Raw genomic sequence first — 24,767 nt, forward strand, 5'->3', positions numbered from 1 at the left:
TCCCTTAAAACAGGTACCGCAGTCCCAGCTGCACCTGCCGTGGCGCATCCGCATTCCGCTGCACGATGCCCGAGCCGGCCGCACCGACCTGGATCTGGTTGCTCTGCGTCGCGTTGTTGCTGTAGCCACTGAGGTTGCGGGTGTCGAGGAGGTTGAATACGTCGAGGGTGAGTCCGATATGGTTGGCGGCTACGGGCAGGCGGTACTCCAGGGCCAGATCGAAGTTGTAGGACCAGGGCAGGCGATCGTTGTTGCGGCCTTCGCCGGGGAAGCGGTCGGAGTTGCCGGTGTAGTTCTCGGCAAAGCCGGTGCCGTCGCCGTTGAGGTCTGCCGTACCGTAGAGGGTGGCGTCGGGGATACGGTTGACGGGTTGTCCGCTCTGGACCAGGCTGGCCAGGGTCACGTTGAGTCCGAAGGGAGCGCGGTAGGTGCCGATGGCGTTGATGATGTGCAACCGGTCGTTGATGCTGGGGCCGTACTCATTGGCGAAGTTGTTGGCATCCATGGCGCGGAAGTTGATGCCCTCGGTGTCGTTCTTATTGGAGCTCAGGGTGTAGTTGAGCCGCCAGCTGATGTTGTTGTCGCCCGCCGCCTGCTGGAGTACAAAGCTGGCCGCGTAGTAGCGCGATTTGCCGGCCGTTTCGGAGATGAGGATGTTGCGGGCTACGCCGGCCACCTGCTCGCCCTGGATGAGGGCCGTGCCACTGGCCCCGTCGATGGGAATGGGGCGGGTCGCATCCGCTTCGGCGGGGGTGCGGACGATCACGTTGTCCGGTCCGCTGATGGGGTACTCGGCCGCGGCGTTGAGGTTGCGCAGTCGGTACAGCTTCTCGGCCCGGTTGTGCACTAGGTCGAGGTAGAAGAGCGTACGGGTATCGATCTGGTACTGGTAGCCTAGGGTGAACTGGTGGGTGTAGGGGTTATCGTAGCCGTCGGGATTGAGGATGCGGCGCTCGCCACTGAAGAGGTTCGTCCGCTGCCCCTGCAGGCTGGCGGCGGTGGGTCCGTTCAGGTAGGTCGCCGAATTGTCGGTAGCCCGCAGGTTGCCATCGAAGGTGATGCGGTCGATATCGGTATCGGCGGGTAGGATACCCTGGCGGATCAGCTCGCGCAGCTGGGTCTGGTAGCCGGGATTGGTGGTGTTCTGCTGCAGGGCATCGCTGTAGATCGCGTAAAGGACCTTGTCGTAGAACACGCCGTAGCCGCCGCGCAGGGCGGACAGGTTACCGAGCTTGTAGTTGAAGTTGAAGCGGGGGGAGATGTTATTGTAGTCGCCCTTCGCCGCGCCGCCCTTGCTGAGGTTGTCGTAGTCGTAGCGCAGACCCAGGGTGAGGTTGAGCTTCTCGCTAGCTGCGAACTGATCCTCGACGTACAGGCTGTAGATATTTTGCCGTGCGCCGAAGCTGCTGGGCCGTAGCTCAACGTTATAGCCCAGTACCTCTACGTCGGCGGGCAGGTCGGTGGGGGAGAGGCTGCTGCCGAGTCCACGCTCCCGTAGGCTGGAGAGTTGCCCTTCGGTCAGCTTGACCCGGTAGGCCCCGTTGGGTACACCCCCCCCAAAGAGCTGGTGATCGCCGCTGATGACGTTGAAGCCGGTCTTGAGGGTGTGGCGGTCCAGGTAGAAGCTGAACTTCTGCTGCAGCTGCAGGGTGTTCTCGATCTGGTCGAAGACGAAGCCCGGGTAGCCGATCACGGCGATGGTCTGCTCGCTGGGATCCAGTATGGTCACCTGCGGGGTACCCGCATCGGAGGCCGGATTAGCGTAGTTCCAGCGGAAGCGGGCGTACTGCACGTTGGTCTGCGCGCTCCAGTTGTCGCCCAGGTAGGTATTGGTATTGGCGATGAGGACCGAGTTGCGGTCCTGCTTGTTGCCGGCCGAGGGGAAGGTGGAGCCGCCTTCCAGCCCGCCGCCCTGCCGCTCGATGCCGACTACGCCGACGTTGGCGCGCAGACTGGAGCGAAAGCGGTCATTCCACACCTGGTCCACCTTACCGCTGAGGAAGGTGAAGTTGTTGGTGCCCTGTACGGTCTCGTTGACGCCCAGCTGCGGACTGCTCAGGGTGTTGTCCTTCAGGTCGGTAGTGTGCTCGGCGTCGACGTAGAAAAAGGTCTTGTCCTTCTTCAGCGCCCCACCCAGGGCAAAGCCACCCTGATAGCGTTGGAAGCCATCGCGCACGGGGTTGCCGCTCAGGTCGCGCTGGGTATAGTCATCATCGCCCAGATCGCCGTTGCTAGGCCGGAAGAGCGTAAAGACCTCACCGCTCAGTGTATTGGAGCCGGAGCGGGTGGTGACGTTGACTACGCCGTTGTTGGTCAGTCCGTACTCGGCCGAGTAGTTGTTGGTCAGCACGGTGAGGTTACGCACGAAGCCACTGGGGATGGCAAACTTCTGTCCGCCCAGGAAGCGCTCGTTGTTGTCCAGTCCGTCGATCAGGTAGCTGGTCGAGCCGGGGTTGGCGCCGTTAATGGATACGTTCGGGGCCTCGGGGTAGAAGCCGGTGGCCTGACTCACGTTCGGCAGCCGGTACAGCGCACGGGTGATGTCGCGTCCCTCTACGGGCAGGGCTTCGAGCTCCTCCTGCGATAGCTCGAAGGCGACCTCGGCGTCTTGCCGGTTGATGCGGGCCGAGCTGGTGGCGGCCACGCTGATCACGTCCAGGTCTACCGTCTGCCGCGAGAACAGCAGCAGCTGTACCCGCCGGCTCTGGTTGGCGCGCAGGTCGATCGGCTCGCTCTCGCCGTCGAGGTAGTCATCGGATTCCGGTACGGTGATCCGGTAGCCGGCTAGGGCGGGCAGCGCGCGAAAGATGATGCGCCCCTGGGCGTCCGTGGTACCGTTGCGCACGATGCCCTGACCGGTGTTCGTCAGCGTGACGGCCAGTTCGGCCGGGGCCGCAGCGTTGGTCTGGTAATCGATAAGTTCGACGGTGATGTCCTGTTGGGCATACACGAGGGAGGTGGTCGCCAGGGCGGCGAGGAAGAACAGCAGTTTCATATGATAGTAGTGCTCCCCGGGGATGGAGGGAGGTAAAGGGGAAGAAAAATTGAGGGGAAGTGGTTGGCTAGCGCGCTACGGGTGGCCCCCGCAGGTCCCGGGAGGGGAATGACGCATGGCTGCAGTGCAGCAAGTTCCTCCACCGAGGGAGGGTCGGAATGGAAAACAGGGCGGCCAGGGCGGGGAGGAGACCAGCAATCTGCTGCCAGTCCGCACGCAACTCCCGCAGGCTGTTGTAGTCGGATAGGGTCCGTAGCTGGATGCAGTCGAGCAGTTGCTCCAAAAGCTGTGCGGCAACGCGGTCCGTCTGCCAGCTCACGGCCGCAAAGGCGATGGGATCGAAGCACTCGGCCCGTACACCGATGAGCCAGGCACCGCCGCGGGCGTCCGGTCCGATCACGTTACGGCCCGCCTCCAGGGCGGCAGCGGCGGCGCGGATAGACCGGCCACTCAGCCGCGGACAATCATTGCTCACCACAAGTATGTGGGCGTGTCCCCGAGCCAGTACGGCCCGCACGGCCTCGCTGAGCTTGTCCCCGAACGTGCTGCTTCCCGTCTGCTGCCGTTCGTCGCTGCGGTATACGGGTAGTCCGGTCGCCGCCAGGGTGCGCGTCGTGCGCTGGATGAGGGCACGGGCTACGCGAGTACCCCGCCGCCCGAAGGCCTTGGCATCAGCCTCGGCAGTAGCCGTGCGGGAGAAAAAAAGTATGGCGGTCGTCGCGGTCACGTCATATAGGTACGTAGGAAGTGGGGTGGGGGTTCTCTGACGTGTCTACAGCTTTAATCGCTCCATGCTAAGGGGTGAACGGACTATCCGGATTCCGCCGTCCCCTCATCCTCACCGCGCCGAGCAGCTACCGGGGCTACCGTCGAGCAGGCGCACCTATGGGGCGGGGAACGCAGGTGCAATGCGGGTGGTATCGGCTATCCTCAAGATCAGCTTTAAGCGGTCTTTCTGTGATCTTAGGCCGTCGATGGTGTATTATGCAACGGGCCTCAGGCTGTTGCTGGCACCGGCGACCGCGTATAGTATGTTGCCCCCCCAATGGTGTAGCAGTAGGCTAGAAATAAGTGTGCACCGCGAAGGCGAATTGCTCGATGAATATCCGCTTGAAGGGGGTGATATTGTTCTTTTCGTAGAATATCAGCATCGCTTTTTTGTACTCGATAGAATCTACCGTCCGAAAGGAGAGCGGGCAGTAGCCATGGGCAATCAGGAGGGCATTACTGGTGATGCGTGCGGTGCGTTTATTGCCATCGGCGAACCCCTGGATGTAGGAAATGAGCACTAGTGCCAGCAGCGATTTGGCAAACACATCTTTTGTCTGATTGATCAATCTGCACATGAGCTCGAAGGCCTCCCTGATTTGAAATTCATTGTCTAATGGGCGATAGTTAGTCCCCGTAATACCGACGCGCCTTTTGCGGAGGTTTCTGCTGATACCTAAGTCCTTGGTCAGTAGGCTGTGTATATCCTCGATCCGGCGAACGGAAAGCTCCTGCAGGTACCCCGGATGGTCTACGACAAAGTCGATAGCTTCCTTGTGATTGAGTAGCATCACGGCATCGTCCTTGGTTTTTCCGGCGGCTGTTTCCCGGTCTTTCAGTAGTCGCTCTGTCTCCAGAAGCGAATACGTATTTCCCTCTATCTGGGAAGACTTCCAACTGAGGTCGATGGCCAGTCGCTCGATCTCCCGCTGGTATTCCGCCGGACTCAGTTCGTCGACGTTTTTGCGGTAGGTAGCCTGTAATCCGGCTAGCGTGACCAGCTCTTCCTCCGTGAATAGATCCAGATCGTAGAGATCCGTTTGCAGTAGCATATGGTTGAACGACCCTTGGATCACTCGCTCATCGATATCGGCGGCGAAGTAGTCATCTACGTCGATGGAGTGCAGGATGTCGTAGGACTTACCCAGGGCGTACCGCGTACTACGGTAAGTACCTTCCTTATCTACCAGCTTTTTGGCCACGAGTCGGTCCAGTATCCGCTTAGTGGTTCGGACGCTTTGCTCAGACCCGATGGCCGCATGAATTTCCGTAGAAGTAAGCCCGGAGCGCAAGCCTAGTGCCTCCAGTATCGCAGCTTGTAGATCCATGGTAACTTTTATTGGACAAAGAAACCGTATTTATTGGACAAAAATCACCCAAACTGTCCAGTAACGGGCCGGGCGGATGTCCGATAACTATACCCCCGCTACCGCTGCGCACCCGCGGCCCCGCCCTATCTTTAGCCCCCGTGAACCACCCCTTAGCGTACCTGCTCCTACTCCTGCTGGGAGCCACCGATCTGTTCGCCCAGCTGGGCACCCCCTTCGATGAAGTGACTGCCAACGAAGCGCCCAGCGCTACGGCCGCGCGCTTCGTAGAGGGCATCACGCTGGACGGTAAGCTCGACGAGCTGGAGTGGCAGAACGGACAGCCCGCCCGCGACTTCTGGGAAACCTTCCCGACCGACCGCGTGCGCGCCAGCTACCCCACGGAGATCTACTTCGGCTACGACGAGGAGAACCTGTACGTGGCCGCACTGTGCCGTACGCCGGGCAACAAATTCGTCATCCCTAGTCTGCGGCGCGACTACCGGGCGGGGGGCAACGACAACATCACCTTTGTCTTCAACCCCTTTCGCGACAAGACCAATGCCATCGTCTTCGGCATGAACCCCCTGGGGGTGAACCGCGAGGCGCTGATCTACAACGGCGGGGAGAGCGGCGGGGACTTCCGCGAAGAGTGGGACAATAAGTGGCGCGGCGAGAGCTACATCGGCGATGGCTACTGGAGCTGCGAGCTGGTCATCCCCTTTTCGAGCCTGCGCTTCCCGGCCGGAGCTACGGAGTGGTTCTTCAACTCTTACCGCTTCGATACCCAGAGCAACACACGCACGACCTGGCACCGGATCCCGCAGAACCAGATCATCATGAGTCTGGCCTACATGGGCTCGCTACAGTTCGAAGGCGGCGCACCGCAGGCACAGGGCAGTAACATTACCCTGATCCCCTACGCCGGCGGCGGGATGCGGCGTGACTACCAGGCCGAAACCCCCACCGACTTCAACGGCAACGTAGGCGGCGATGCCAAGATCGGTATCGGCAGCGGCCTCAACCTGGACCTGACCGTGAACCCCGACTTCAGTCAGGTCGAAGTAGACCAGCAGGTCATCAATACGACCCGCTTCGAGGTCTTCTTTCCGGAGCGGCGGCAGTTCTTCCTGGAGAATGCCGACCTGTTCGGCAGCTTCGGCTTCGAGCGGGCCAACCCCTTCTTCAGCCGGCGCATCGGCGTGACGCGCGACACCACTACCGGCGAGGGACTGCAGAATCCCATCTACTTCGGCGCCCGCCTGAGCGGCAAGCTCACCGACGACCTGCGGGTGGGGCTACTCAACATGCAGGCTGCGCAGAACCGCGATCAGGGTCTGCCCAGCTTCAACTACACCGTAGCTGCCCTGCAGCACCGGGTGGGCGCGCGCAGCAACGTGGGTGGGATCTTCGTCAACAAGCAGAACTTCACCAACTTCAGCGATAGCACCGAGACCAATGCCGACTTCAACCGCGTGGTGGGCCTGGACTATAACCTGGCCACGAAGGACAATACCTGGAACGGCAAGACCTTTTTGCACCGCAGCTTCTCGGCCGACGGGCAGGGCGACGACTACACCCACGGGGTGAACCTGGAGTACCGCCACCGCAACTGGAACGTACAGTACGACCACATCTACGTCGGAGAAAACTTCAATGCCGAAGTGGGCTTCGTGCCCCGGCGCGGCTACTTCTCGAGTGGGGTAGAGGCGGCGCGCATCGACTACCCTGACAACCCGGACGTAGTGACCAAGGGGCCCGTACTGGAGCTACGCACCTTCTTTCAACCGGGGGAAGGCCTTACCGACCGCACCGGCACGCTGGGTTACGGCTGGAACTACGCCAACACCAGCGAGCTGAGTCTCGGAGCGAACTACACCTACATCTTTCTCTTCGGAGATTTCGACCCCTCCCGCACCGGTGCTACTCCGCTACCGGGCAACCGCGGTTACGGCGCCTGGAGCGGCTTTGCCAACTTCCGCAGCGACCGCCGGCGCAAGCTCAGCACGGAGTTTGTCGTGGAGGCCGGACAGTTCTTCAACGGACAGCGCTACAGCCTGGTGGGCAACCTGCAGTACCGCTACCAGCCCTTCGGAAGTATCGACCTGCGGGCCAGCTACCAGTACCTCGATCTGCCGGCCCCCTTTGCCAGTACGGGCCTGTTCCTGATCGGACCGCGCATCGATTTCACCTTCTCCAAGTCGGTGTTCCTGACCACCTTCCTGCAGTACAACGACCAGATCAGCAACATCAACGTCAACGCTCGCCTGCAGTGGCGCTTCGCGCCGGTGAGCGACTTCTTCCTGGTGTACACCGATAACTACGACAGCCTGGACTTCGGCGTCAAGAACCGCGCCCTGGTGGCCAAGGTCACCTACTGGCTGAACTTGTAGGCCTATCTTTGTCGGCCCCTATCCCTAATGCCTCCGCCCGCATACCGTAGCCCACTGCTACGGCGTTAAGCAGGCCATTCCACATTCTACATGCGGCTAGCTACCACCGTTCTGACACTGTGTTTTTTCTTCCTTCCCCTTACCTCCCAGGCGCAACTGCAAATGCGGGGATGGGAGCTGGGCGGCTGGTTGGGTAGTTCGTTCTACCTCGGCGACCTCAACACGCAGTTTCGGCTCAATCATCCCAACATCGCCGGAGGCCTCATGGCCCGTTACAACTTCAACCACCGCATTGCCGTGCGCGGCGGGCTCAGCCACGGCCGCATCGAAGCCTACGACAGCGACAGCGAGAATAGCTTCGAACGGATCCGCAACCTTAGCTTCCAGACCCGGCTCACCGAGCTCAGCGGACAACTGGAGTTCAACTTCCTGCCCTACTACCACGGCAGCCGCCAGTACTTCTTCACCCCCTACGCCTTTGTGGGCTTCGCCGGCTTCCACTACGTACCCCGAACGGTCACCGACGGCGGCACATCGATCAAGCTGCGCCAACTCGGTACCGAGGGACAAACGCAGGGCAACCGCTACAGCCCCTTCGGCCTGGCCCTGTCCTACGGCATAGGTATCCGCTGGGACCTCTCCTACGCCTGGAGTATGGATGTCCACCTGGACCTCCGCAATACAACCACGGACTACCTCGATGACGTCAGTACCGTTTACCCCGACCCCGACCAGCTCCGGGCCACCAACGGAGAAGCGGCCTTTTTCCTAAGTGATCGCAGCCTGGCGCCCGAAGATGGCGGACCCCGTCTCGCCCGCGCCGGCACCCAACGCGGCGACGATACGGTGAACGACAAGTACTTCTTCCTCGGCATCGGCCTGAATTACTACTTCGGCGACGTCATTTGTCCTACCGTGAATAAGGACAAGAAGGTACGCCGCCGCCAGAAGCGCGCGGCCAAGAAGCGGAGTCAGGAGGCGAGTCGCCGTAAGCGCGAGCGGGGGTAACTTCTGCGGTATGAGTGGTTACCGCGGAGGGCGCGGAGGGGCGCAGAGGTAGGGTAGTCGGTGGGACAAGTCAGATTTAACATGACTCTACGTAGCGTGGAGTGCGGAGGCGGACCTTGCGGGGTATGAATGTTAATGATCTCACGTATGCCATTCGGGCCGCAGCCTTTGCTGTACACACCGAACTTGGACCCGGACTACTCGAATCTGCTTACGAGGATTGTATGGTATACGAATTGCGGTTGCGGGGATTTGTAGTGGCCAGTCAAGTCAAACTTCCCCTCAAGTACAAGAACCTGGAAGTTGGAAACGGCTATCGGGTGGATATCATAGTCGAAAATCGTGTACTGCTGGAACTGAAAGCCGTGGCCGAAGTACTACCCATTCACCACGCCCAGCTACTAGCTTATCTACGGCTATCAGGACTAAGCGTGGGTCTGCTTATGAACTTCAATGTCCACCGTATGCGCGATGGTATCAAGCGCCTCGTACACAACCTCTGACTCTTCCCCTTCAATCACTACTACCACAACTCCGCGCCACTCTGCGTACTCCGCGGTAATCCTCTAACCCCTCACTGCGGTACGCTCACCAGGCTCCGCTTAATATCCCGCACCAGCCCAGGACCCGCATACACCATCCCACTGTACAACTGGATCAACTTCGCTCCGGCGTCCAGCTTCTCGTGCGCGGAGGCTACGTCGTCGATGCCGCCGACGCCCACGATGTCTACCGTCCCCCCGCTCCGGTCGTGCAGGTAACGGATCACTTCGGTAGCCCGCTGACGCAGGGGCGCGCCGCTCAGTCCGCCGTTACCGATCCCCTCCACGGAGGATATATCGGTCACCAGCGGCTCGCGCGCAACGGTCGTATTGGTCGCGATGAGGCCGGCGATACCGGTATCGGCCACGATGGCTAGAATATCGTCGAGCTGTCCGTCCGTCAGGTCCGGGGCGATCTTGAGCAGGATCGGTTTCTGGTGCCATAGCTCGCCGGGGGTGCCGAGGGCTTCGGTAGTGCGCTCGGTGGTCCGGGCTAGATCCAGGTTCAGTTCCTGTAGGGTGGACAGTAGCGCGGTCAGCGGCTCCCGGTCCTGCAGCTCACGCAGATTAGGCGTATTGGGGGAGCTGACGTTGACCACGAAGTAGTCCACCAGCGCAAACAGCCGCTTGAAGCAGGTCACGTAGTCGGAGGTCGCCTGCTCGTTGGGCGTCACCTTATTCTTGCCGATGTTGCCGCCCAGCACTACCTGTCCGGGCCGGCCGCGCTGCTTGAGCCGGCGGGCCAGGGCCTCCACGCCCTCGTTATTGAAGCCCATCCGGTTGATCAGTGCCCGGTCTGCCGGTAGCCGAAAGAGCCGCGGCCGCGGGTTGCCGTGCTGGGCCAGGGGCGTCACCGTACCCAGCTCCAGGAAGCCGAAACCCAGGCTCGACATATCGCTATAGTACTTCCCGTCTTTATCGAAGCCCGCCGCCAGCCCCACCGGATTCGCAAACGGAATGCCAAACAGCGAAGTCGCCAAACTGGGATCCTCATACCGATACTGCCGACGGAATACTTCACTCGCGCCGGGCAGCGCCAGGGTAGCCGCCAGTCCCTGCACGGTAAGCGCATGCGCGCGCTCGGGCGCCAGTCGGAAGAGTAGGGGTTTTAGGAGCTTGTACATGGGGTAAAGGTAGACCGGCTTCGCCGGGTAGACGCTTCGCTGGTTAGATCGCCTTCGGCTGGTTAGACGCTACGCTAGTTAGATCGCCTTCGGCTCGTTAGACGCTTCGCTGGTTAAACCATCTAACAGCGAAGCGTCTAACCAGCGCAGCATCCAACCAGCGCAGCGTCTAACAGCGTAGCTTCCAACCCGCTGCAGGCTCCCTCCTAATCCTGCAACACCAGCAGAGGCACCGAGCTATCGAAGACCACCTTGCTTACCGTGCTCTCGTTGAACAGCCGGCCGAAGAAACCGTGGTCGTGGTAGATCATGCAGAGCAGGTCGGCCGAGTGGAGCTTAACCGCTTTCTGGATGCCAGTGCTGATCTTGTCCGTGTCACCGCTACGGACTTCGAAGCGGTGATTCACACCGGAGAGGTAGGTAGGTAGCTGGGGGTCGTAGCCCTTTTTATCGCCGTCGACGTCGCCGTGGTAGACGATCAGTTCGGCCTTGTAGGCCCGGACCAGATCGAGGAGGGGCCGCAGGACGTCCGCACTAGCCAGTGGCCGCTCGTCTACGGAGAGCACAATGCGCTTGAAGTCGTGGAAGGCTACCTGCTGGGGTACGGCCAGCACGGGCAGCTTGCTATTTTTGATGACGGAGTTGGCTACGCTGCCGGTGAAGAGCTCGCGGGCGGCGGTGGAGCCCTTGGTGCCCATCACGATCAGGTCGTAGCCCTTGGCCTTGGCTACGCGGGTGATGGTGGGGCCGGGGTCGCCGTCTACCGTATGGGTATCGATGGTCGCGCCGTTGCGGAGCTGGGGCGTCACCTCCTCCTTGACCTTGCCCATGGTGGTCATGGCTTCTTCGCGGATGTGGTCCTTGATGTCGACCAGGGCACCGGCGGCGGCGGAGTAGGGCTCCTCGACGGCCGAGACCAGCGACAACAGGCTGCCGAAGTGATTGGCCAGCGACACGCCGTACTGTACGGCGTTGCCGGCACTTTCGGAATAATCGGTGGCGACCAGTATCTTTTTCATAGCGTAGGGGAGTTTGAGATACAACCACCAGGGCCAGGGCGGGTTCGCGGGTGCGCAGGGAACGCGCCGTACCTTTGCCCCCAGATTATGCAGTTCCACCAGCTCATTCACCACTCCCCCGGCCTCGACCAACTGCGGCAGCTGGCGGCCACCGACCGGCTGCCGCACGCCAACCTGATCGTGAGTCCGCCCGGCACCGGTGGACTCCCCGCCGCCCTGGCCCTGGCCAACCTGCTGCTGTGCGAAGACCGGCAGGGTGCGACCGGCGATACCAGCTGTGGCCGCTGCCGCGCCTGCCGCAAGACCGGCGGCGCGGTACACCCCGATCTGCACTTCGTCTTTCCTACCGTAGGGTCCAAGATGACCAGCGACCCCTTCCTGCCGCAGTGGCGCGAAGCGCTCAGGGAGAGCCCCTACCAGGAGGCCAACGACTGGCTACTGCGCATCGGTGCCGAGAACAAACAGGGTAACATCACTCGCGAGGCCTGCGCGGCCATCCTGCGCAAGCTCAGCCTCAAGATCTTCGAGGGTAAGTATAAGGTCATGCTCATCTGGCTGCCCGAATACCTGGGCAATGAGGGCAACCGACTGCTGAAGCTGATCGAGGAGCCCCCCGAGCAGACCGTCTTCTTCCTGGTCACCGAGCGCGTCGACCTTATCCTGACCACCATCCTGAGCCGCTGCCAGCTCACGCAGCTGACCGCCCCCACGGACGCCGAGCTGGCCACCGCCCTCCAGGCCCGCGGCATCCCCGCGCCGGCCGCTACCGCCGCCGCCCGCCTGGCCGCCGGCAACTTCAATCTGGCGCAGTCCCTGGCCGATAGCGATACCGACTCCCACGGCCCCCGCCTCCTGCAGTGGACGCGCGCCTGCTACCAGGGCAGCCCCTCCCAGCTCGTGGAGTGGACGGACGCCTTCGCCAAGCTGGGCCGTGAACCCCAGAAACACTTCATCCGGTACTGCCTGCACTTCTGGCGGGAATTCCTGCTCCTCAGCGTGACCGGAAATAAACACCAGGGTGTGCGCCTGCCGGCCGCTGAGCTGGCCAGTGCCACCAAACTTCTGCCACTGGTCAACCACGACCAACTGGCGGATATCACCGGGATCCTGAGCGACTGCGCCGAGCACATCGAACGCAACGCCAATCCCCGGATTCTTTTTCTGGATGCCGGTCTGCGCATCCACCAGATCCTCCGCACCCGCGAACGCGCCCCCGCCCCCACCCGGGCACAACCGACAGCCGCCCGTGCGTAACCATAAAACACCGACTTATCATGGGATGTACATCCTGCGGAACTCCCCAGGGCTGCGGCAGCAAAGGCAACTGCGGCACCGGGAGCTGTAATAAAATGAGCACCTTCGACTGGCTCAGCCACCTGGGCGTCGACGATGCATACACCACCGACATCGTAGAGGTATCGTTCAAGGACGGCGCCTCCAAGGAGTTTTACCACGCCCCGCCCGAGCTGCAGGTCTTCACCGGCGACTACGTAGCGGTAGAGACCAAGAACGGCTACAACGTAGGCTGCATCTCGCTGAGCGGCGAACTGGTCAAGTTGCAGCTCAAGAAGAAGCACGTGAAGGAGGCCAAGGTCACCGAAAGCGTACTGCGCAAGGCCAACGACCGCGACCTGGAGAAGATGTACGAGGCACGTAAGCTGGAGTTTCCCGCCCTGGTCAAGGCCCGCGCCATCGCCCGTACGAACCACTCGCCGATGAAGGTCACCGACGTAGAGTTTCAGGGGGACTGCCGCAAGGCCACGATCTACTATACGGCCGATACGCGGGTCGACTTCCGGGAGCTGGTGCGGCAGTTCAGCCATCAGCTACGGGTGAAGATCGAGATGCGGCAGATCGGTCCCCGCCAGGAATCCGCCCGCATCGGCGGCATCGGCAGCTGCGGGCGCGAACTGTGCTGCTCGACCTGGCTCAGCGACTTCCAGAGCGTCAACACCGCCGCGGCCCGCTACCAGAATATCGCCATCAACCAGGGTAAGCTAAGCGGACAGTGCGGTCGCCTCAAGTGCTGCCTCAACTACGAGCTGAATACCTACATGGAGGCCCTCGAAGCCTTCCCCAAAAAGGCCGACAAACTGCGCACCGACGCCGGCACCGGTATCCTCATCAAGACCGATATCTTCAAGGGCCTGATGTACTATACCTACCGCGAAAATCGTGGGGTGCTACTGCCCATCCCCGTCGAAAAGGTCCACGAGATCATTGCGCTGAATAAGGCCGGTAAGCAGCCCGCCGATCTACAGGGCTTCCAGCAAGTGGTGGTGGTACAGGAAGAGGTATTCGAGTACGAAGACGTCACCGGCGCGGTAGAGCTACCGGCCGAGAAGCGGCGCAAGAAGAAGCGTAAATCCGGTAGCCGCGGCAGCGGTAGCAACAGCGGCCGCAAGCCGAAATCCAGCGGTAGTTCCTCCGCCGGTAGCACCCCTACCGATAAGCCTAAGGCAAAGAGCAATAAGCGCCGCAGCAGCAACCGCAACCGCCGGCGCGGGCCTAAGCCGAAGCAGGAGTAGGGGAGAGTGTTTTCCTCTTCCCCGCTCCCTCATCTTTTTATCCCCCCACCGGTTCCCTTTGCTGAATACCCCAAACGACCCATTCCATGGATTTTGACGTAACGATTATCGGTAGCGGCCCCGGCGGCTACGTAGCTGCCATCCGCGCCGCCCAGTTGGGCCTGAAGACCGCCATCGTAGAGAAGTATAATAGCCTCGGGGGCACCTGCCTCAATGTAGGCTGTATCCCCTCCAAGGCGCTACTGGATGCGTCGGAGCACTACCACAATGCCCACGAGAAATTCAAGGACTTTGGTATCGACCTGAAGGATCTGAAGGTCAATATGCCGCAGATGATCAAGCGCAAGGACGAGGTCGTCGAGCAGACCGTCAAGGGGGTCGAGTTCCTGATGAAAAAGAACAAGATCGAGGTCTTCTACGGCCACGGTAGCTTCACCGACGACCACACCCTGCACATCGCCATGAACGAGGGGGAGGACAAGGACATCACGAGCAAGCACTTCATCATCGCCACCGGCTCCAAGCCCATCGCGCCGGCCATGTTCAACTACGACAAAAAGCGGGTCATCACCAGCACCGAGGCCCTCAATATCACGGAGGTGCCCAAGTCCATGGCCATCATCGGCGGCGGCGTCATCGGGCTTGAATTAGGCAGCGTCTTCGGTCGCCTGGGCACGGAGGTCGACGTGATCGAATTTCAGGACCGCATCCTGCCCACCATGGACAAGGACTGTAGCAAGGAGCTCATGCGCGCCCTAAAGAAGACCGGCCTCAACTTCTACTTCAAGCACAAGGTCACGGACGTACAGGGCGCGGACACCGGTGCAACGGTCACCTTCGAAAAGCAGAGCGACGGCGAAGTCACCACCAAGGAATACGACTACTGCCTGATTGCTATCGGCCGCCGGGCCTACACCGACCAGCTCGGCCTAGATAAGGCCGGCGTAAAGGCCGATGACAAGGGCCGCGTAGAGGTCGATAACCACCTAAGCACCAACGTACCCCACATCTTTGCCATTGGCGACGTGGTGCGCGGCGCCATGCTGGCCCACAAGGCCGAGGAAGAAGGCATCTACGTGGTCGAGAAGATCGCCGGACAGGAGCCCCACATCGACTACAACCTCATCCCCGGGGTCGTCTACACCTGGCCCGAGGTAGCCGCCGTCGGGCAGACCGAAGAGGAACTCAAAGCCGCCGGCGTGAACTACAAGTCCGGTAAGTTTCCCTTCAAGGCCCTGGGCCGCGCTCGGGCCAGCACCGATACCGAAGGGATGGTCAAGGTGCTCACCGATGCGGCCACCGACGAGATCCTGGGCGTCCACATGGTCGGTGCCCGCGCCGCCGATATGATCTCCGAAGCCGTAGCGCTGATGGAGTTCCGCGCCAGTGCGGAGGATGCCGCGCGCATGAGCCACGCACACCCTACTTACACCGAGGCCTTCCGCGAGGCGGCCCTGGCGGCTACGGGGGATCGTGCGCTGCACGTGTAAAGACAAAGGTCGAGTGGCCTCTGGTCCGAGTGTTTGCTACCCCTTTCTAAGTGGCAAAGCCACTTCTTGAGGACGTCGGAGTCTCGGACCGGAGGCCACTCGACCGTTTATACTATTGGTAGAGCCACCAGCTTGTGACCCGTCCGTCCCGAAGGCTGAAGACCAGTTGACTCTTGGGGTAGACCAGCAGCTCACCGCCTACCGTAGCGAGGGTGTAGCCCGGTGGTCCGTACTCCCGGAGTACGTCGACGCGGGTATCGTCGCGACCAATCTCCATGGCGGTACGACCGGTATAGCCTGGCTCGGCCCGGCAGATGAGCAGTTGTCCCTGTCCCGTCGCATCCGTATGCCGCAGGATGGTGACGTAGGGGGCAAAGTCGCCGAAGTTGGTGACCGTCATGCGCTGACCCCCACTGGCGACGACCGTCTCCGGCAGGTCTGGGGGAAGCTCACCGGCAATATCAACGATCGATAGGCCGGCAAGCTGTTCGGTCATGGTGAAACTCTCCTCGGTTGGTGATCGGTCCACCGTGGCCTGACCGGCTGGCACGACTGCCGTAGTATCTCCGTTCAGTACGGTGAGGATGCCGAGTACCGTTAGCGCGTCGGCTACCGTACGCTGCTCGCCCAGTCGGCGGGCCAGGCGGGCGGCTTCCCGGGCGTGGATGCCTGCTTCGAGGAGTTTATCGTCGGCTACGGCCCGCACCTCCTCGTTCGGATCGTTCTCGAGCAGCGACTGACCGAGCAGCGCCTGCGCACTAGCTAGATTGACCAGAGCCGGGGCGTAATCGGCATCGAGCAGCATAGCCCGCTGAAAGTGACCGATGGCTTCCCGGAGGTAGAAGTCGCGCGTCTCGGTATCTACCGTAGTGCTCCGCGACTGGGTACGGAGCCGCGAGCGCAGATCGAGTAGGATGGGGTAGTCGTACCGGAGCGTACCCGGCTGAAACAGCGGCAGGGCGGCCATCAGGTACAGCACTCCCGTGTTGTTATATACCTCCCGGCTCTGGAAGTCTGTCAGCAGGAAGTCATAGTAGGCAGCGGCCTCGGCGTAGCGCTCGAGAGCGGTCAGGGCATTGCCCATATCAAAGACCGATACCAACTCGTTCAGCCGCAGGAAGGTCTGCTCGGCCACGCGCTTGCGTTCGCTCAGGGTGGGGTAACCACTTAGCTCGGTCGGAAGATCGTAGATGCGGTAGATGCTGTCCAGCACCCGGGGCATAACGTTGACGGTCGGAAAGCCCGCCAGGTGCGCCAGGAAGCCGCCCAGGTAGTCAGCCTCGGCCTCATTGTACAGCAGTAGGCTGCTACTGTACTGTTCTGCTTCACCGTCCGGACTACGCACCAGCGCCGCGGCTACCCCCCGGCGGGTATGTCCCTGATAGTAGTGGACCAGTTCGTGGGCGAGTATGCCGGCCAGCGCGGCCTCCGCATCCTGACCCAGGGAGGTACAGATGTCGTAGGCGGCCTCCTCGAGCAGCACGGTCGAGCCCTCACAGCGTGCCGCACTCCGCTTACGCTGTACGAACTCCAGGGTAGGAGGAGCCATCCGGCCATCCCCCCGTGCGGCGACGAGGCGGTCGAATACGGCCTGGGCGACCGCCTGCTTGCTTGTGTCGGTCGCCCGCAGGGGGGCGGCCAAGCACAGCAGCAGGATCGGGTAGAGTAGGTGGTACATGGTGGAGGGGCGGTTAAAAGCCGAAATCTTCGGCTAGCTCCTGGTAGCGGTCGGTGTCGCGTACCGCGTCCAGGTCGCTATCGTCGGCCAGATCTACGTCGTACTCCAGCAGGTCCATGGCCAGGGCGTACTCCAGGTAGTCCAGGGCCGTCTCCGTATCGTCGGTGAGTGCCAGGCAGCTGGCGACCATGTAGGCGGTGTAGGCCTCTTCGGGCATGTATTCCAGCGCGTGGTGGAAGTGCTCAGCGGCCGTTTTATGGTAGCCCAGCTCGTAGTAGGCGTAGGCCAGCTCCTCGTGCATGGCGTAGGAGTCTTCATCGACGGGGTCGGTAGTGAAGAAGTGCTCGGTCAGGGCTTCAGCCGTGTTCCAGGCCTGGTCGGCCAGTTCAGTATTGCCCGCGTCCTTGGCTTGCTGGGCGAGTAGCTCGTAGAGTGTGAACAGGCCCAGGACGGCTTCGTAGTCAGCCGCATCGATCCGCTCACCGGCCAGATCCAGGTACATAGCGGCCGCGTCGGTATCGCCCTGTTCGAGGTAGTAGTATCCCAGTCCCTCGGCATCTTCGAAGTTGAGCTCGTCGGGCTCGGTGGGGGTGGAGGACTCCATTTTCTCGGCGGCTTTTTCCTTAGCTTCCTGTAGGCGCTCGTTAGCCTCGGCGTTCTGCTTGGCCTTTTTGCCAAAGCCCATGGATTTATCGCTTGTGCCGTCACTCGAGGAGCCCGATCCGGTGAAGGTGCCCGCGTCTGAGTCGCCGTCACCGAAGTCCGGCATGCCGCCCTGGGCGAATAGGATACCCGTAGAGAAAAGGAGAAGGAGTAAGATGTATTTCATGGTAGTATATGTGTGTATGTACAAATGAAGGCCCTACTGGCCCATAGTGCTCAAAAAGTCTTCGATGGATTGCTGGATCTCGTCTGATAGGGAGGGATAGAGGTCTTCGAGGTTCAGCAGTTCCTCCTCGAACCACTCCTCGTCGTCGATCAGGTCGACCAGGGCGTAGTTCAGGTAGTCTTCATCGGGTTCGTAGGGGTAGTGGGCGGCGAGCAGGTCGCCGTAAAAAGCCTGGACGTAAGGGAGCTGGTCCAGGAAGGTATCCTCGTCCGAGCTATTCTCCCAGAGCTCACTGATGAGCAGATAGGGGAGTAGCTCCAGGGCCTCTTCCTGTTCCAGGGCTTCTTCCCATTCTTCGCTGTAATCGTCCTCCTCGATGGTGAGCAGCCGCTGGTCGTCGCCGGCGTAGGTCTGCTCGGTATCGGAGTAGCGGGGCACGTCGTCGACGCAGATCAGGAATTGTGCTTCCTGCGGCTTCTTCCACTTAGTCTGCACGGTCTTGTCGGTATGCCGCAGGATGCTGGCCCAGGAGACCGGCCGCTCGGCCCGCAGCCCCCGCACTACGGTATTGACCAGCGCATCCACGTAGTACGAGCCGATCCGGTCGTTGAGGTAGGCCAGCTGTCCGGGTTTGGCCGAGGAGGCCATGATGTGCCCCCTGTAGTCGGTAAAGAGGCCGAGGCTGTACTGCTGCTGTTCGTTCTCCCGGTTCAGCTCGTCCAGGAAGTCGTCCGCGTGCCGCTCGATCTGGGCGCTGGGTTCGGTTTCCTGCTCGGCGTTGCAGCTGCTGCCGATGGCCAGTGACATCCGAGCTCCGGAGGTCCGCAGCTGCTGGTGAATATCGTCCAGGGAGTAGCCGCAGTTGAGGTGGTCCGCCTCCCCGTCGGTTTCCGGGCAGTAGTACAGCAGGGGCCACCGCCGGGCCTCGGGGTCCTCCAGGCCGTGACCGGAGTACAGGAACACGACGGCGTCATCCGCTTCGATGGGCAGTTGCTCCAGCAGCTCGTATACGGCTCCCGCACTGAAATCAGGCGTGTAGGTACGCACCGCCATGGCCACCCCCTGCTCCTGAAACGATTGTTGCACGAAGGCAAAGAGCTTGTCCACGTTCTCCCGATCCTTGCGGCACCCCTCGGCGATCTCCCCCTCGTGGGGGTGGATGGTGGAGATGACGTGCAGCGTCGACTGGGCAGCGAGCGGACCGATCAGTAGGCCGCAAAACAGGAGGAGTAGTGAGTTCATCATCGGGTAGGCATAGGGTGAGAAAATTCGGGCGGGCGTCGCGGGTGCTGGGTTAATCCGGGGCCGGTACCTGACCGCAGTACTTTTCCGTGAGTTTGCGGAAGCCTTCGGTAGCGCGTAGTTGCGCAAAGTCCACGTCGCTGGCGTACCGCTCACAGTAAGTTGTTAGCATCGGCCCATCCGAACTGACCCGTAGGGTATCCCTGACCGCCGCCAGGGCCTTTTTTTGTTGTCCGGTAGCAGCCAGGAACGCACTGAGGTTAAAGCGGGCGGTGTAGGAATCTTTGTCGCTGATGGCCAGCCGCAGGGCGGCTTCGGCCTGGGAGTAGTGGCCGGACCAGTAGAAGGAAAAGCCCAGCCGGGTGGCCAGGTCGGTAGCTACGGAGTCGGGCAGACTAGCTGTACGTAGCCGACGTAGCCACTCTGTAGCAGTAGTATCCAGCAAGGCCAAGTGCAGGTAGCCGTGCGGTTGATCGGGGCGAGTGGTGATAAGCTCCGTATAGTATATAGTGGCCCGCTGCGCTTCATCAGCTGCCACAAGGGCTTCGCGCAGGCGGGCGTAGGCGCGTGGGTCGGCGGGGTCGAGCGCTATGGCCTGGCGTAGTTGATCCTCTGCGGCTTCGATATCTCCCCGCAGCGCGTGGATCCGGCCGCTTTCGTAGTGGTTCTTAGCTAGCTGAGTGGGTGCGTCGCGATCGTCCTGGATCACGGCGGCGAATAGCGCTAGGGCGGTGTCGAGCCGGCTGCTATCCTGACCGAGCAGGTAAGCCAGGTTGTAGCGGATGTAGGTGTCATCCGGATGCAGGGCAAGCGCCTGCCGCAGGAGCAGTTCCGCACTGTCGCGACGTCCGCTCACCAGCAGCAGATTGCCGAAGTTCATGTACGCGCTCGCCAGGTCGGGCTTCAGGGTGGTGGCCCGATCGAAGTACTGCGCCGCCTGCTGGAAGTTGGTCTTCGGATTGAGCTGCTTGAGCAGGATGCCGAGGTTGCTGTAGGGGAGGGCCCAGGTGGGCGCCAGTTGGGTGGCCCGGTAGAAACTTCCGTAAGCGTCCCTCATTCCGCCCAGCCGAAGGTGTAGTAGGCCGAGCTCATTATGGTGGTAGGCCGCCTCGGGCTCCAGGTCCGTGGCCTCGGTGAGGTAGGTGAGTGCCCGCCGGTAGCTGGTATCTACGCCGCCCAGCCGGTCGGTCTCCAGTCGCAGGATGAGCCCCTGAAAGTAGGCCTCCTTGGCCCGAATGCCCGGGATGCGGGGATCGTCCGGACCCAGAATACCGGCAGCCGCGGCCAGGTAGCGGGGGAATATGCGGTACTTGTCGTCGATGCGTTCGCGGGCGGCGAGCTCCTGGGGGTCGGAGTCGAGGTAGGCCACCAGAGCTTGCTGTACGGAGTCGAGCAGGGGTACGGTCATCCGGTCGTCGAGCAGACCGCGCAGGGCTAGCAGGGCGGGTTCGCTACGGAGCCGGCGGTAGTACGTCAGGGCGGATCGCTCTCCGGGCTCCAGCAGCGCACCGGCGTCTACCGCCCGCCGGAACCGGACGTAATCGCGCTGGGCTTCGGGAGGAGCGAGGGCCAGCACGGCCTCCTCCAGACGCTGCTCCAGGGCTACGGTACGCGCTTCGATGTACTGCTGCTGGTCACCGGCTGGGAGGTGGAGCAGGACCAGGTCCTTGCGGCCACCGGACAGCTCGGGGTGCTGCTCGCGGTCGGTATCGGCGCTGACGCGCTCCTGCACGAAGCGTTCCAGTTCGTACAGGTCGATCTGTCGGTCGCGGTCCTCATCGGCCGCGCCCTGCATGCCGCTGACGAGGTAGTAGGAAAAGGCCCCGCGCCCGCCGCCCCACTGCGGCCCCTCCCGGGAAAGCTCGTAGGGCTGGCAGGAGAGGATGCGGACCTCGTCCTGCTGCCGCTGCATGAGCAGGGTGGTCGTGAGTTCCTTACCGGCTACGGCATTGCCGGCCAGGGTGCCGGCGTGGCAGGCGTCAGTCACCAGCACGGGCAGCGCGCCCCGGGCCGAGAGGGCCGCCAGGTGGGCGTTCAGGTAGTCGACGCTCAGCGCCAGCAGATCGTAGTTGTTGCGGGGCGTATCGTGGGCCAGCAGGTAGCCGCTCTGACTGGCCTGGCTAGCCTCCACGTCTCCGTGGGTAGCAACGTAGAGGTAGGTGGGCTCGTCGGCTGCCGCGACGGTGAGCTGCCAGGCCAGGGCCGACTGGATCGCCGCCAGCGTGGCACTGCTATCGGTGAGCAGACGTACCCGGTCGGCGGGCACCTGGCCTTCGGTCGGGTCTTGCAGGTAGTCGGCGAAGGCCCGCGCATCGTCGTCCGCGTAGGCCAGGTCCGTGATGTGGGGGTCTTGAAAGTCGGCGATGCCGATCACTACGGCGCTGGGTTGCGACCGGAGCGGTAGCGTCAGGCAGGCGAGTGCGAAGACCCAGCAGAGCAGGCGTATGGGGGCAAGTGCGGTCATCACGGTGAGCTATCAAGTTACGACATATACACTGGCGCAGGAAAAAGAACTTTCCAAGCGGCCGGTATGGCTTTCCTACAAGATCTGTGCGGAATAAACTCTACTCCAGTCGCTGCATATGGAGCACTTGCTTGGCGAGTCCGCGCTGGTTCCAGCGGCTGAGAAAGGCGGCGTAGCTACGGATCAACAGCTCGTTGCCAGCGTCTTCGGCCAGTCCCCTGCGGTAGGCCCGGTCGGCGGCGTAGAGGTAGCCGTCCGCTTCGTAGGTCATGGCCTCCATCAGCATCCGCTGGGCCTCGCTTTGGGTAGCTTGGTACACTCCGTTGACCCGTAGGTGGGTAACCAGCTCATCCACCGAGCGATCGCGGTAGGTAAAGTAGATGCGCGACCCCACGACGGTAGGTGGCCGTACCCCCAGGCGCTTAGGCCCTCCCGTGCCGGCCGGTTGGTTGGGGAACACTTCCCAGTAGTAGGTCTGCCCGTCCTGCAGACTCAGGCCCGCCAGGTCGATCCGCAGGCTGGTATCCCGCGCCGTAGCGCCGAGCAGTACCGCCTCCGTGAGGCTATCCACGATGCGCAGCCGGTAGGTGCCACCGGTGCTTCCGTCGCCCGGCCAGTTGAAGTGGGTCAGTTCCGGCCCCAGCGTGCCGCCGAAGGGGAGCAGACCCGCCAGACCGCCATCGCCGAAGCCCTGGATGTTGCCCTGTGCGTTGCCCTGATTTTCAAGGTAGGCCTTTTCGAGGTTGCCGCTACTGGCCGACTGCTGGAGTCCACGCCGCACGAACTGGAGAAAGCGACTGATGAAACCATCGGACTCCGGCTCGGCGATGAAGAGCTCGTCGAGCACGTAGCTACCGGCACTGTCCAACCGTACGAACTGGTTGCCGCGGGCTACTTCGAGTACGGCCGCCTCCTGCAGCGAAAGCGTGCCCGCGCCGGTCAGGTAGGTACCGGTATGCACGCGGACGGGTCGGCTACTGGCGGGACTGTCGTAGGCGATCGATCCATTGGCGTACATGACCAGGGGGACGTCCGCCTGCTGACCGCACAGCAGTAGGGGCAGTAGCAGGGAGAGGAGGGTCAGTTTATACATGCTCGGTGCGGTTGAGGTAAGGAATGCGCTTGCGGACGAAGCTCTCGTAGATCATCACGATATCGTACGCCAGAATGAGGCCCAGGAAGCCGACCGTAAAGTCGATCTTGAGTCGGAAATGGTAAAAAAGTAGGGCTACCAGAAAGAAGAAGCAAAAGAGTTCGACCAATTGCATCACGCGAGTGACCCCGTGGTATGAATCCGGCAGCCGGTGGTAGAGGTGGTAGATGATCAGTACGTTGACGTACACGAAGGCTAATACCAGCAGCCCCTCCAGCCAGCCGGGCAGCTCGAAGATGTAGTTGCCGTCGAGTAGCATCGTGATGATGTTGGCGTGGATGACCGCCCCGTACATATCCGGCAGACTCCGCCCGGTATACACCGGGTTAAGCGGCGTGAAGTAGCGGTCTTCGATGGGCGCGTCGCGGGCCTGACTATCGATAAAGCCGACGATCACGATCCGGTCGCGGAATACGCTGAGCTCCTCGTCATCCGCCTGCAGTACAACCTGCCCGTCGATGCGCAAAAAGCTGCGGTAGTCCCCCGAGTAGTTGATGCGTACCGCCGCGTCCCCCTTGTGCCACCGCAGGCTGCCCACCCGGTCGGGGGCGTACCGCTCCACCAGCGCGATCGAAAAGGCGGTGCGCTCCACGCTGTCCAGGGTGGTGAGGAAGGGATTGAAGAGCCGCACCGTGCGGTCGGTACCGGCCAGGAAGTTGGTGTAGGCATTCACGGCGTGGGCGGAGAACAGGGTATCGGACACGACCATCGAGCGGATGCCCCGCCGCTCCTCGTCGTACGCGCCCAGGTTGGCGGCCAGTACGACCCCGGGGTGCGCGCGCAGGCTGGCGGCCAGCAGGGAGTCCTTAGCTGGCTCCTTCCGGCCCGGGAAGAGGATATCTACGCCGATAACCGCGGGGCTGGCCGCGGCGATCCGGTCGATGAGTCGGGCGACCTCCGCCCGGTCGGCCCGCGCCACGTGGACCAGCACCACCCGGTCTTCCCGCCGCACCCGCTCGGCGTCGCGGAGCTGGGAGAACAAGATATCGGTCACCTCGTAGTCCTTGATCCCCTTATTGAAGGGGTCGAAGTAGTGGACGTTGAACGTCACCAGACGCAGTGCACCGATGAGCGCAAAGACGAGCCCCGTGATGATCGCGGCGTGTAGGTAAGCGGAGGGGCGAGCCATAGTGTAAGTCCGCCGGCCTGGGAGGCCGCGGGGACTGAAAGTTACAACTTACTTCGTAACCGTCAGGCGCAGCGGCCGGTGGTCCGACCACTGGGGGGACAGTCGCTCGATGTCTACAATGGTCAGGCTGGTATCCACCAGGAAGTAGTCGATGCGCAGGCCCGGCAGCGGCCCAGTGAAGGTGGTGCCCAGGCCAGAGCCCCGGGCCGCCCAGGCATCGCGTAGCCGGGGGGTGAGCAGCTGGTTGTAGGTATAGGAAGACGGCACGTCGTTGAAGTCACCGCCTACGATGACGGGGTAGGGGCTCGCCTCCACCAGGGCACGGATCGTGTCGGCCTGTTGGGCGCGGACGCGGGTTGCGCGGCCGTAGCCGGTAAGCATGCGCCCGAAGGTTTCCAGCCGGTCGCCGAAGGAGTCCTTGCCCCCCATATTCTGGGCCAGGTTGCTGATGCGATTGGTTTCCAGGTGGGCGTTGATGATACGCAGCTTGCCCAGACTGGTCATCATGTCCGTCACCACAAAGCCGTTGTACTCGTTGGGCTCGGAAAAGCTGGACGTGATGTGCTCGGGCGACGTACCGTAGGTAGCTACCAGCGTGCCCTTCTTCTGGTCCCGCTCCCTGAGGTGTTCGGCAGACTGTACCTGGGGGATGTAGTTGATGCGGTAGGTGACGGTGCGGATTTCCTGCAGCAGCGCGATATGGGCGCCGTACGAGCGGAAGGTGCGCGCCACGCGGGTGGTGTCTACATCCGCTCCGTCAGCGGAGCGAAAGAAGCGTTGGTTGCCCGTCACTAGCGTCACGACCGGCGAATCGTCGGTGAGGGTCGGGGCGGACTCCGGCCAGGCAAATAATCTGCCGAGAATGGGGTAGGCCCCTAGCAGGACCAGCAGCGGAAAGACCGCCGTGCGCCAGTGGCCGCGGAACAGCTGTAGCAGCACGAACAGAAACGTAAGCAACAGCAGAATCGGCAGCAGCAGGGCGACCACGGACGGTGGCCAGAAGGTATGCGGTGACACGTAGCGCGCCAGTAGCCCGAAGGCCGTGACGAGCGCGATCGCATGACCCGAGAAGGTGATTAAGCGGCCCATCCCCAGACG

General features: G+C 62.1%; 18 protein-coding genes. 6 read left to right on the plus strand and 12 right to left on the minus strand.

Going from position 1 to position 24,767, the window contains the following annotated elements; translation table 11 throughout:
* Positions 1-4: 4 nt before the first annotated feature.
* The 3 genes from MJQ68_RS02025 to MJQ68_RS02035 form a co-directional block, all read right to left on the minus strand.
* Positions 5-2,995, minus strand: a complete 2,991-nt coding sequence (locus tag MJQ68_RS02025) for a TonB-dependent receptor (RefSeq protein WP_238749309.1) — start codon at positions 2,993-2,995, stop codon at positions 5-7.
* 67 nt (positions 2,996-3,062) lie between these two features.
* The gene (locus tag MJQ68_RS02030) at positions 3,063-3,722 is read right to left on the minus strand and encodes a DUF2064 domain-containing protein (RefSeq protein ID WP_238749310.1); all 660 of its coding nucleotides are present in this window, start codon (positions 3,720-3,722) and stop codon (positions 3,063-3,065) included.
* A 334-nt stretch (positions 3,723-4,056) separates the two neighbouring features.
* Positions 4,057-5,091: a Fic family protein gene (locus MJQ68_RS02035; protein WP_238749311.1), complete on the minus strand. Its 1,035-nt coding sequence runs from the start codon at positions 5,089-5,091 to the stop codon at positions 4,057-4,059.
* Positions 5,092-5,231: 140 nt separating this feature from the next.
* Between MJQ68_RS02035 and MJQ68_RS02040 the strand changes: the two genes are divergently transcribed.
* The 3 genes from MJQ68_RS02040 to MJQ68_RS02050 all read left to right on the plus strand — a co-directional run bounded on the left by MJQ68_RS02040 (position 5,232) and on the right by MJQ68_RS02050 (position 8,974).
* Entirely contained in the window at positions 5,232-7,463 is a 2,232-nt protein-coding gene (locus MJQ68_RS02040) for a DUF5916 domain-containing protein (RefSeq protein ID WP_238749312.1), read from the plus strand.
* A gap of 90 nt (positions 7,464-7,553) precedes the next feature.
* Positions 7,554-8,471, plus strand: a complete 918-nt coding sequence (gene porG, locus MJQ68_RS02045) for a type IX secretion system protein PorG (protein WP_238749313.1) — start codon at positions 7,554-7,556, stop codon at positions 8,469-8,471.
* 125 nt (positions 8,472-8,596) lie between these two features.
* Positions 8,597-8,974 (plus strand): GxxExxY protein, encoded by a 378-nt coding sequence (locus MJQ68_RS02050; protein WP_238749314.1) that lies wholly within the window; start codon positions 8,597-8,599, stop codon positions 8,972-8,974.
* Positions 8,975-9,045: 71 nt separating this feature from the next.
* Here MJQ68_RS02050 and MJQ68_RS02055 read toward each other — a convergent pair whose 3' ends face one another.
* Positions 9,046-10,137 (minus strand): quinone-dependent dihydroorotate dehydrogenase, encoded by a 1,092-nt coding sequence (locus MJQ68_RS02055; RefSeq protein WP_238749315.1) that lies wholly within the window; start codon positions 10,135-10,137, stop codon positions 9,046-9,048.
* A gap of 206 nt (positions 10,138-10,343) precedes the next feature.
* Positions 10,344-11,156, minus strand: coding sequence for a universal stress protein (locus MJQ68_RS02060; protein ID WP_238749316.1), 813 nt, complete (start codon positions 11,154-11,156; stop codon positions 10,344-10,346).
* Between the two features lie 87 nt (positions 11,157-11,243).
* Here MJQ68_RS02060 and MJQ68_RS02065 point away from each other — a divergent pair, with 87 nt between their 5' ends.
* From MJQ68_RS02065 to lpdA, 3 genes are all read left to right on the plus strand, one after another.
* A complete protein-coding gene (locus MJQ68_RS02065; RefSeq protein ID WP_238749317.1) occupies positions 11,244-12,410 on the plus strand; it encodes a DNA polymerase III subunit in 1,167 nt (388 codons plus the stop codon).
* Between the two features lie 95 nt (positions 12,411-12,505).
* Complete coding sequence (locus MJQ68_RS02070) at positions 12,506-13,684, plus strand: PSP1 domain-containing protein (RefSeq protein ID WP_238749318.1); 1,179 nt, start codon at positions 12,506-12,508, stop codon at positions 13,682-13,684.
* An 86-nt stretch (positions 13,685-13,770) separates the two neighbouring features.
* Positions 13,771-15,174 (plus strand): dihydrolipoyl dehydrogenase, encoded by a 1,404-nt coding sequence (lpdA, locus tag MJQ68_RS02075; protein WP_238749319.1) that lies wholly within the window; start codon positions 13,771-13,773, stop codon positions 15,172-15,174.
* Between the two features lie 112 nt (positions 15,175-15,286).
* Here the strand turns inward: lpdA and MJQ68_RS02080 are convergent, their stop codons facing one another.
* The 7 genes from MJQ68_RS02080 to MJQ68_RS02110 form a co-directional block, all read right to left on the minus strand.
* Entirely contained in the window at positions 15,287-16,852 is a 1,566-nt protein-coding gene (locus tag MJQ68_RS02080) for a M48 family metalloprotease (protein ID WP_238749320.1), read from the minus strand.
* A gap of 13 nt (positions 16,853-16,865) precedes the next feature.
* Positions 16,866-17,681 (minus strand): TPR end-of-group domain-containing protein, encoded by an 816-nt coding sequence (locus MJQ68_RS02085; RefSeq protein WP_238749321.1) that lies wholly within the window; start codon positions 17,679-17,681, stop codon positions 16,866-16,868.
* Between the two features lie 33 nt (positions 17,682-17,714).
* Positions 17,715-18,926: a caspase family protein gene (locus tag MJQ68_RS02090; RefSeq protein ID WP_238749322.1), complete on the minus strand. Its 1,212-nt coding sequence runs from the start codon at positions 18,924-18,926 to the stop codon at positions 17,715-17,717.
* 49 nt (positions 18,927-18,975) lie between these two features.
* Complete coding sequence (locus tag MJQ68_RS02095; protein WP_238749323.1) at positions 18,976-21,387, minus strand: tetratricopeptide repeat protein; 2,412 nt, start codon at positions 21,385-21,387, stop codon at positions 18,976-18,978.
* Positions 21,388-21,487: 100 nt separating this feature from the next.
* On the minus strand, positions 21,488-22,480 hold the full coding sequence (locus MJQ68_RS02100) for a hypothetical protein (RefSeq protein WP_238749324.1): 993 nt from the start codon (positions 22,478-22,480) through the stop codon (positions 21,488-21,490).
* Positions 22,473-23,669, minus strand: coding sequence for a CHASE2 domain-containing protein (locus MJQ68_RS02105; protein ID WP_238749325.1), 1,197 nt, complete (start codon positions 23,667-23,669; stop codon positions 22,473-22,475). Before MJQ68_RS02105 ends, MJQ68_RS02100 begins: the two co-directional genes overlap by 8 nt.
* 48 nt (positions 23,670-23,717) lie before the next feature.
* The gene (locus MJQ68_RS02110; protein ID WP_238749326.1) at positions 23,718-24,758 is read right to left on the minus strand and encodes an endonuclease/exonuclease/phosphatase family protein; all 1,041 of its coding nucleotides are present in this window, start codon (positions 24,756-24,758) and stop codon (positions 23,718-23,720) included.
* Positions 24,759-24,767 lie beyond the last annotated feature (9 nt).

It is taken from the genome of Neolewinella maritima, assembly GCF_923081025.1.
GTDB classification, from domain to species: domain Bacteria; phylum Bacteroidota; class Bacteroidia; order Chitinophagales; family Saprospiraceae; genus Neolewinella; species Neolewinella maritima.

Bases quoted from the DNA above. Each gene is read 5' to 3' on its own strand.
- MJQ68_RS02025 (WP_238749309.1), bottom strand. From the start codon at position 2,995: ATGAAACTGCTGTTCTTCCTCGCCGCCCTGGCGACCACCTCCCTCGTG.
- MJQ68_RS02035 (WP_238749311.1), bottom strand. From the start codon at position 5,091: ATGGATCTACAAGCTGCGATACTGGAGGCACTAGGCTTGCGCTCCGGG.
- porG (WP_238749313.1), top strand. From the start codon at position 7,554: ATGCGGCTAGCTACCACCGTTCTGACACTGTGTTTTTTCTTCCTTCCC.
- MJQ68_RS02050 (WP_238749314.1), top strand. From the start codon at position 8,597: ATGAATGTTAATGATCTCACGTATGCCATTCGGGCCGCAGCCTTTGCT.
- MJQ68_RS02055 (WP_238749315.1), bottom strand. From the start codon at position 10,137: ATGTACAAGCTCCTAAAACCCCTACTCTTCCGACTGGCGCCCGAGCGC.
- MJQ68_RS02060 (WP_238749316.1), bottom strand. From the start codon at position 11,156: ATGAAAAAGATACTGGTCGCCACCGATTATTCCGAAAGTGCCGGCAAC.
- MJQ68_RS02065 (WP_238749317.1), top strand. From the start codon at position 11,244: ATGCAGTTCCACCAGCTCATTCACCACTCCCCCGGCCTCGACCAACTG.
- MJQ68_RS02070 (WP_238749318.1), top strand. From the start codon at position 12,506: ATGAGCACCTTCGACTGGCTCAGCCACCTGGGCGTCGACGATGCATAC.
- lpdA (WP_238749319.1), top strand. From the start codon at position 13,771: ATGGATTTTGACGTAACGATTATCGGTAGCGGCCCCGGCGGCTACGTA.
- MJQ68_RS02080 (WP_238749320.1), bottom strand. From the start codon at position 16,852: ATGTACCACCTACTCTACCCGATCCTGCTGCTGTGCTTGGCCGCCCCC.
- MJQ68_RS02085 (WP_238749321.1), bottom strand. From the start codon at position 17,681: ATGAAATACATCTTACTCCTTCTCCTTTTCTCTACGGGTATCCTATTC.
- MJQ68_RS02090 (WP_238749322.1), bottom strand. From the start codon at position 18,926: ATGATGAACTCACTACTCCTCCTGTTTTGCGGCCTACTGATCGGTCCG.
- MJQ68_RS02095 (WP_238749323.1), bottom strand. From the start codon at position 21,387: ATGACCGCACTTGCCCCCATACGCCTGCTCTGCTGGGTCTTCGCACTC.
- MJQ68_RS02100 (WP_238749324.1), bottom strand. From the start codon at position 22,480: ATGTATAAACTGACCCTCCTCTCCCTGCTACTGCCCCTACTGCTGTGC.
- MJQ68_RS02105 (WP_238749325.1), bottom strand. From the start codon at position 23,669: ATGGCTCGCCCCTCCGCTTACCTACACGCCGCGATCATCACGGGGCTC.
- MJQ68_RS02110 (WP_238749326.1), bottom strand. From the start codon at position 24,758: ATGGGCCGCTTAATCACCTTCTCGGGTCATGCGATCGCGCTCGTCACG.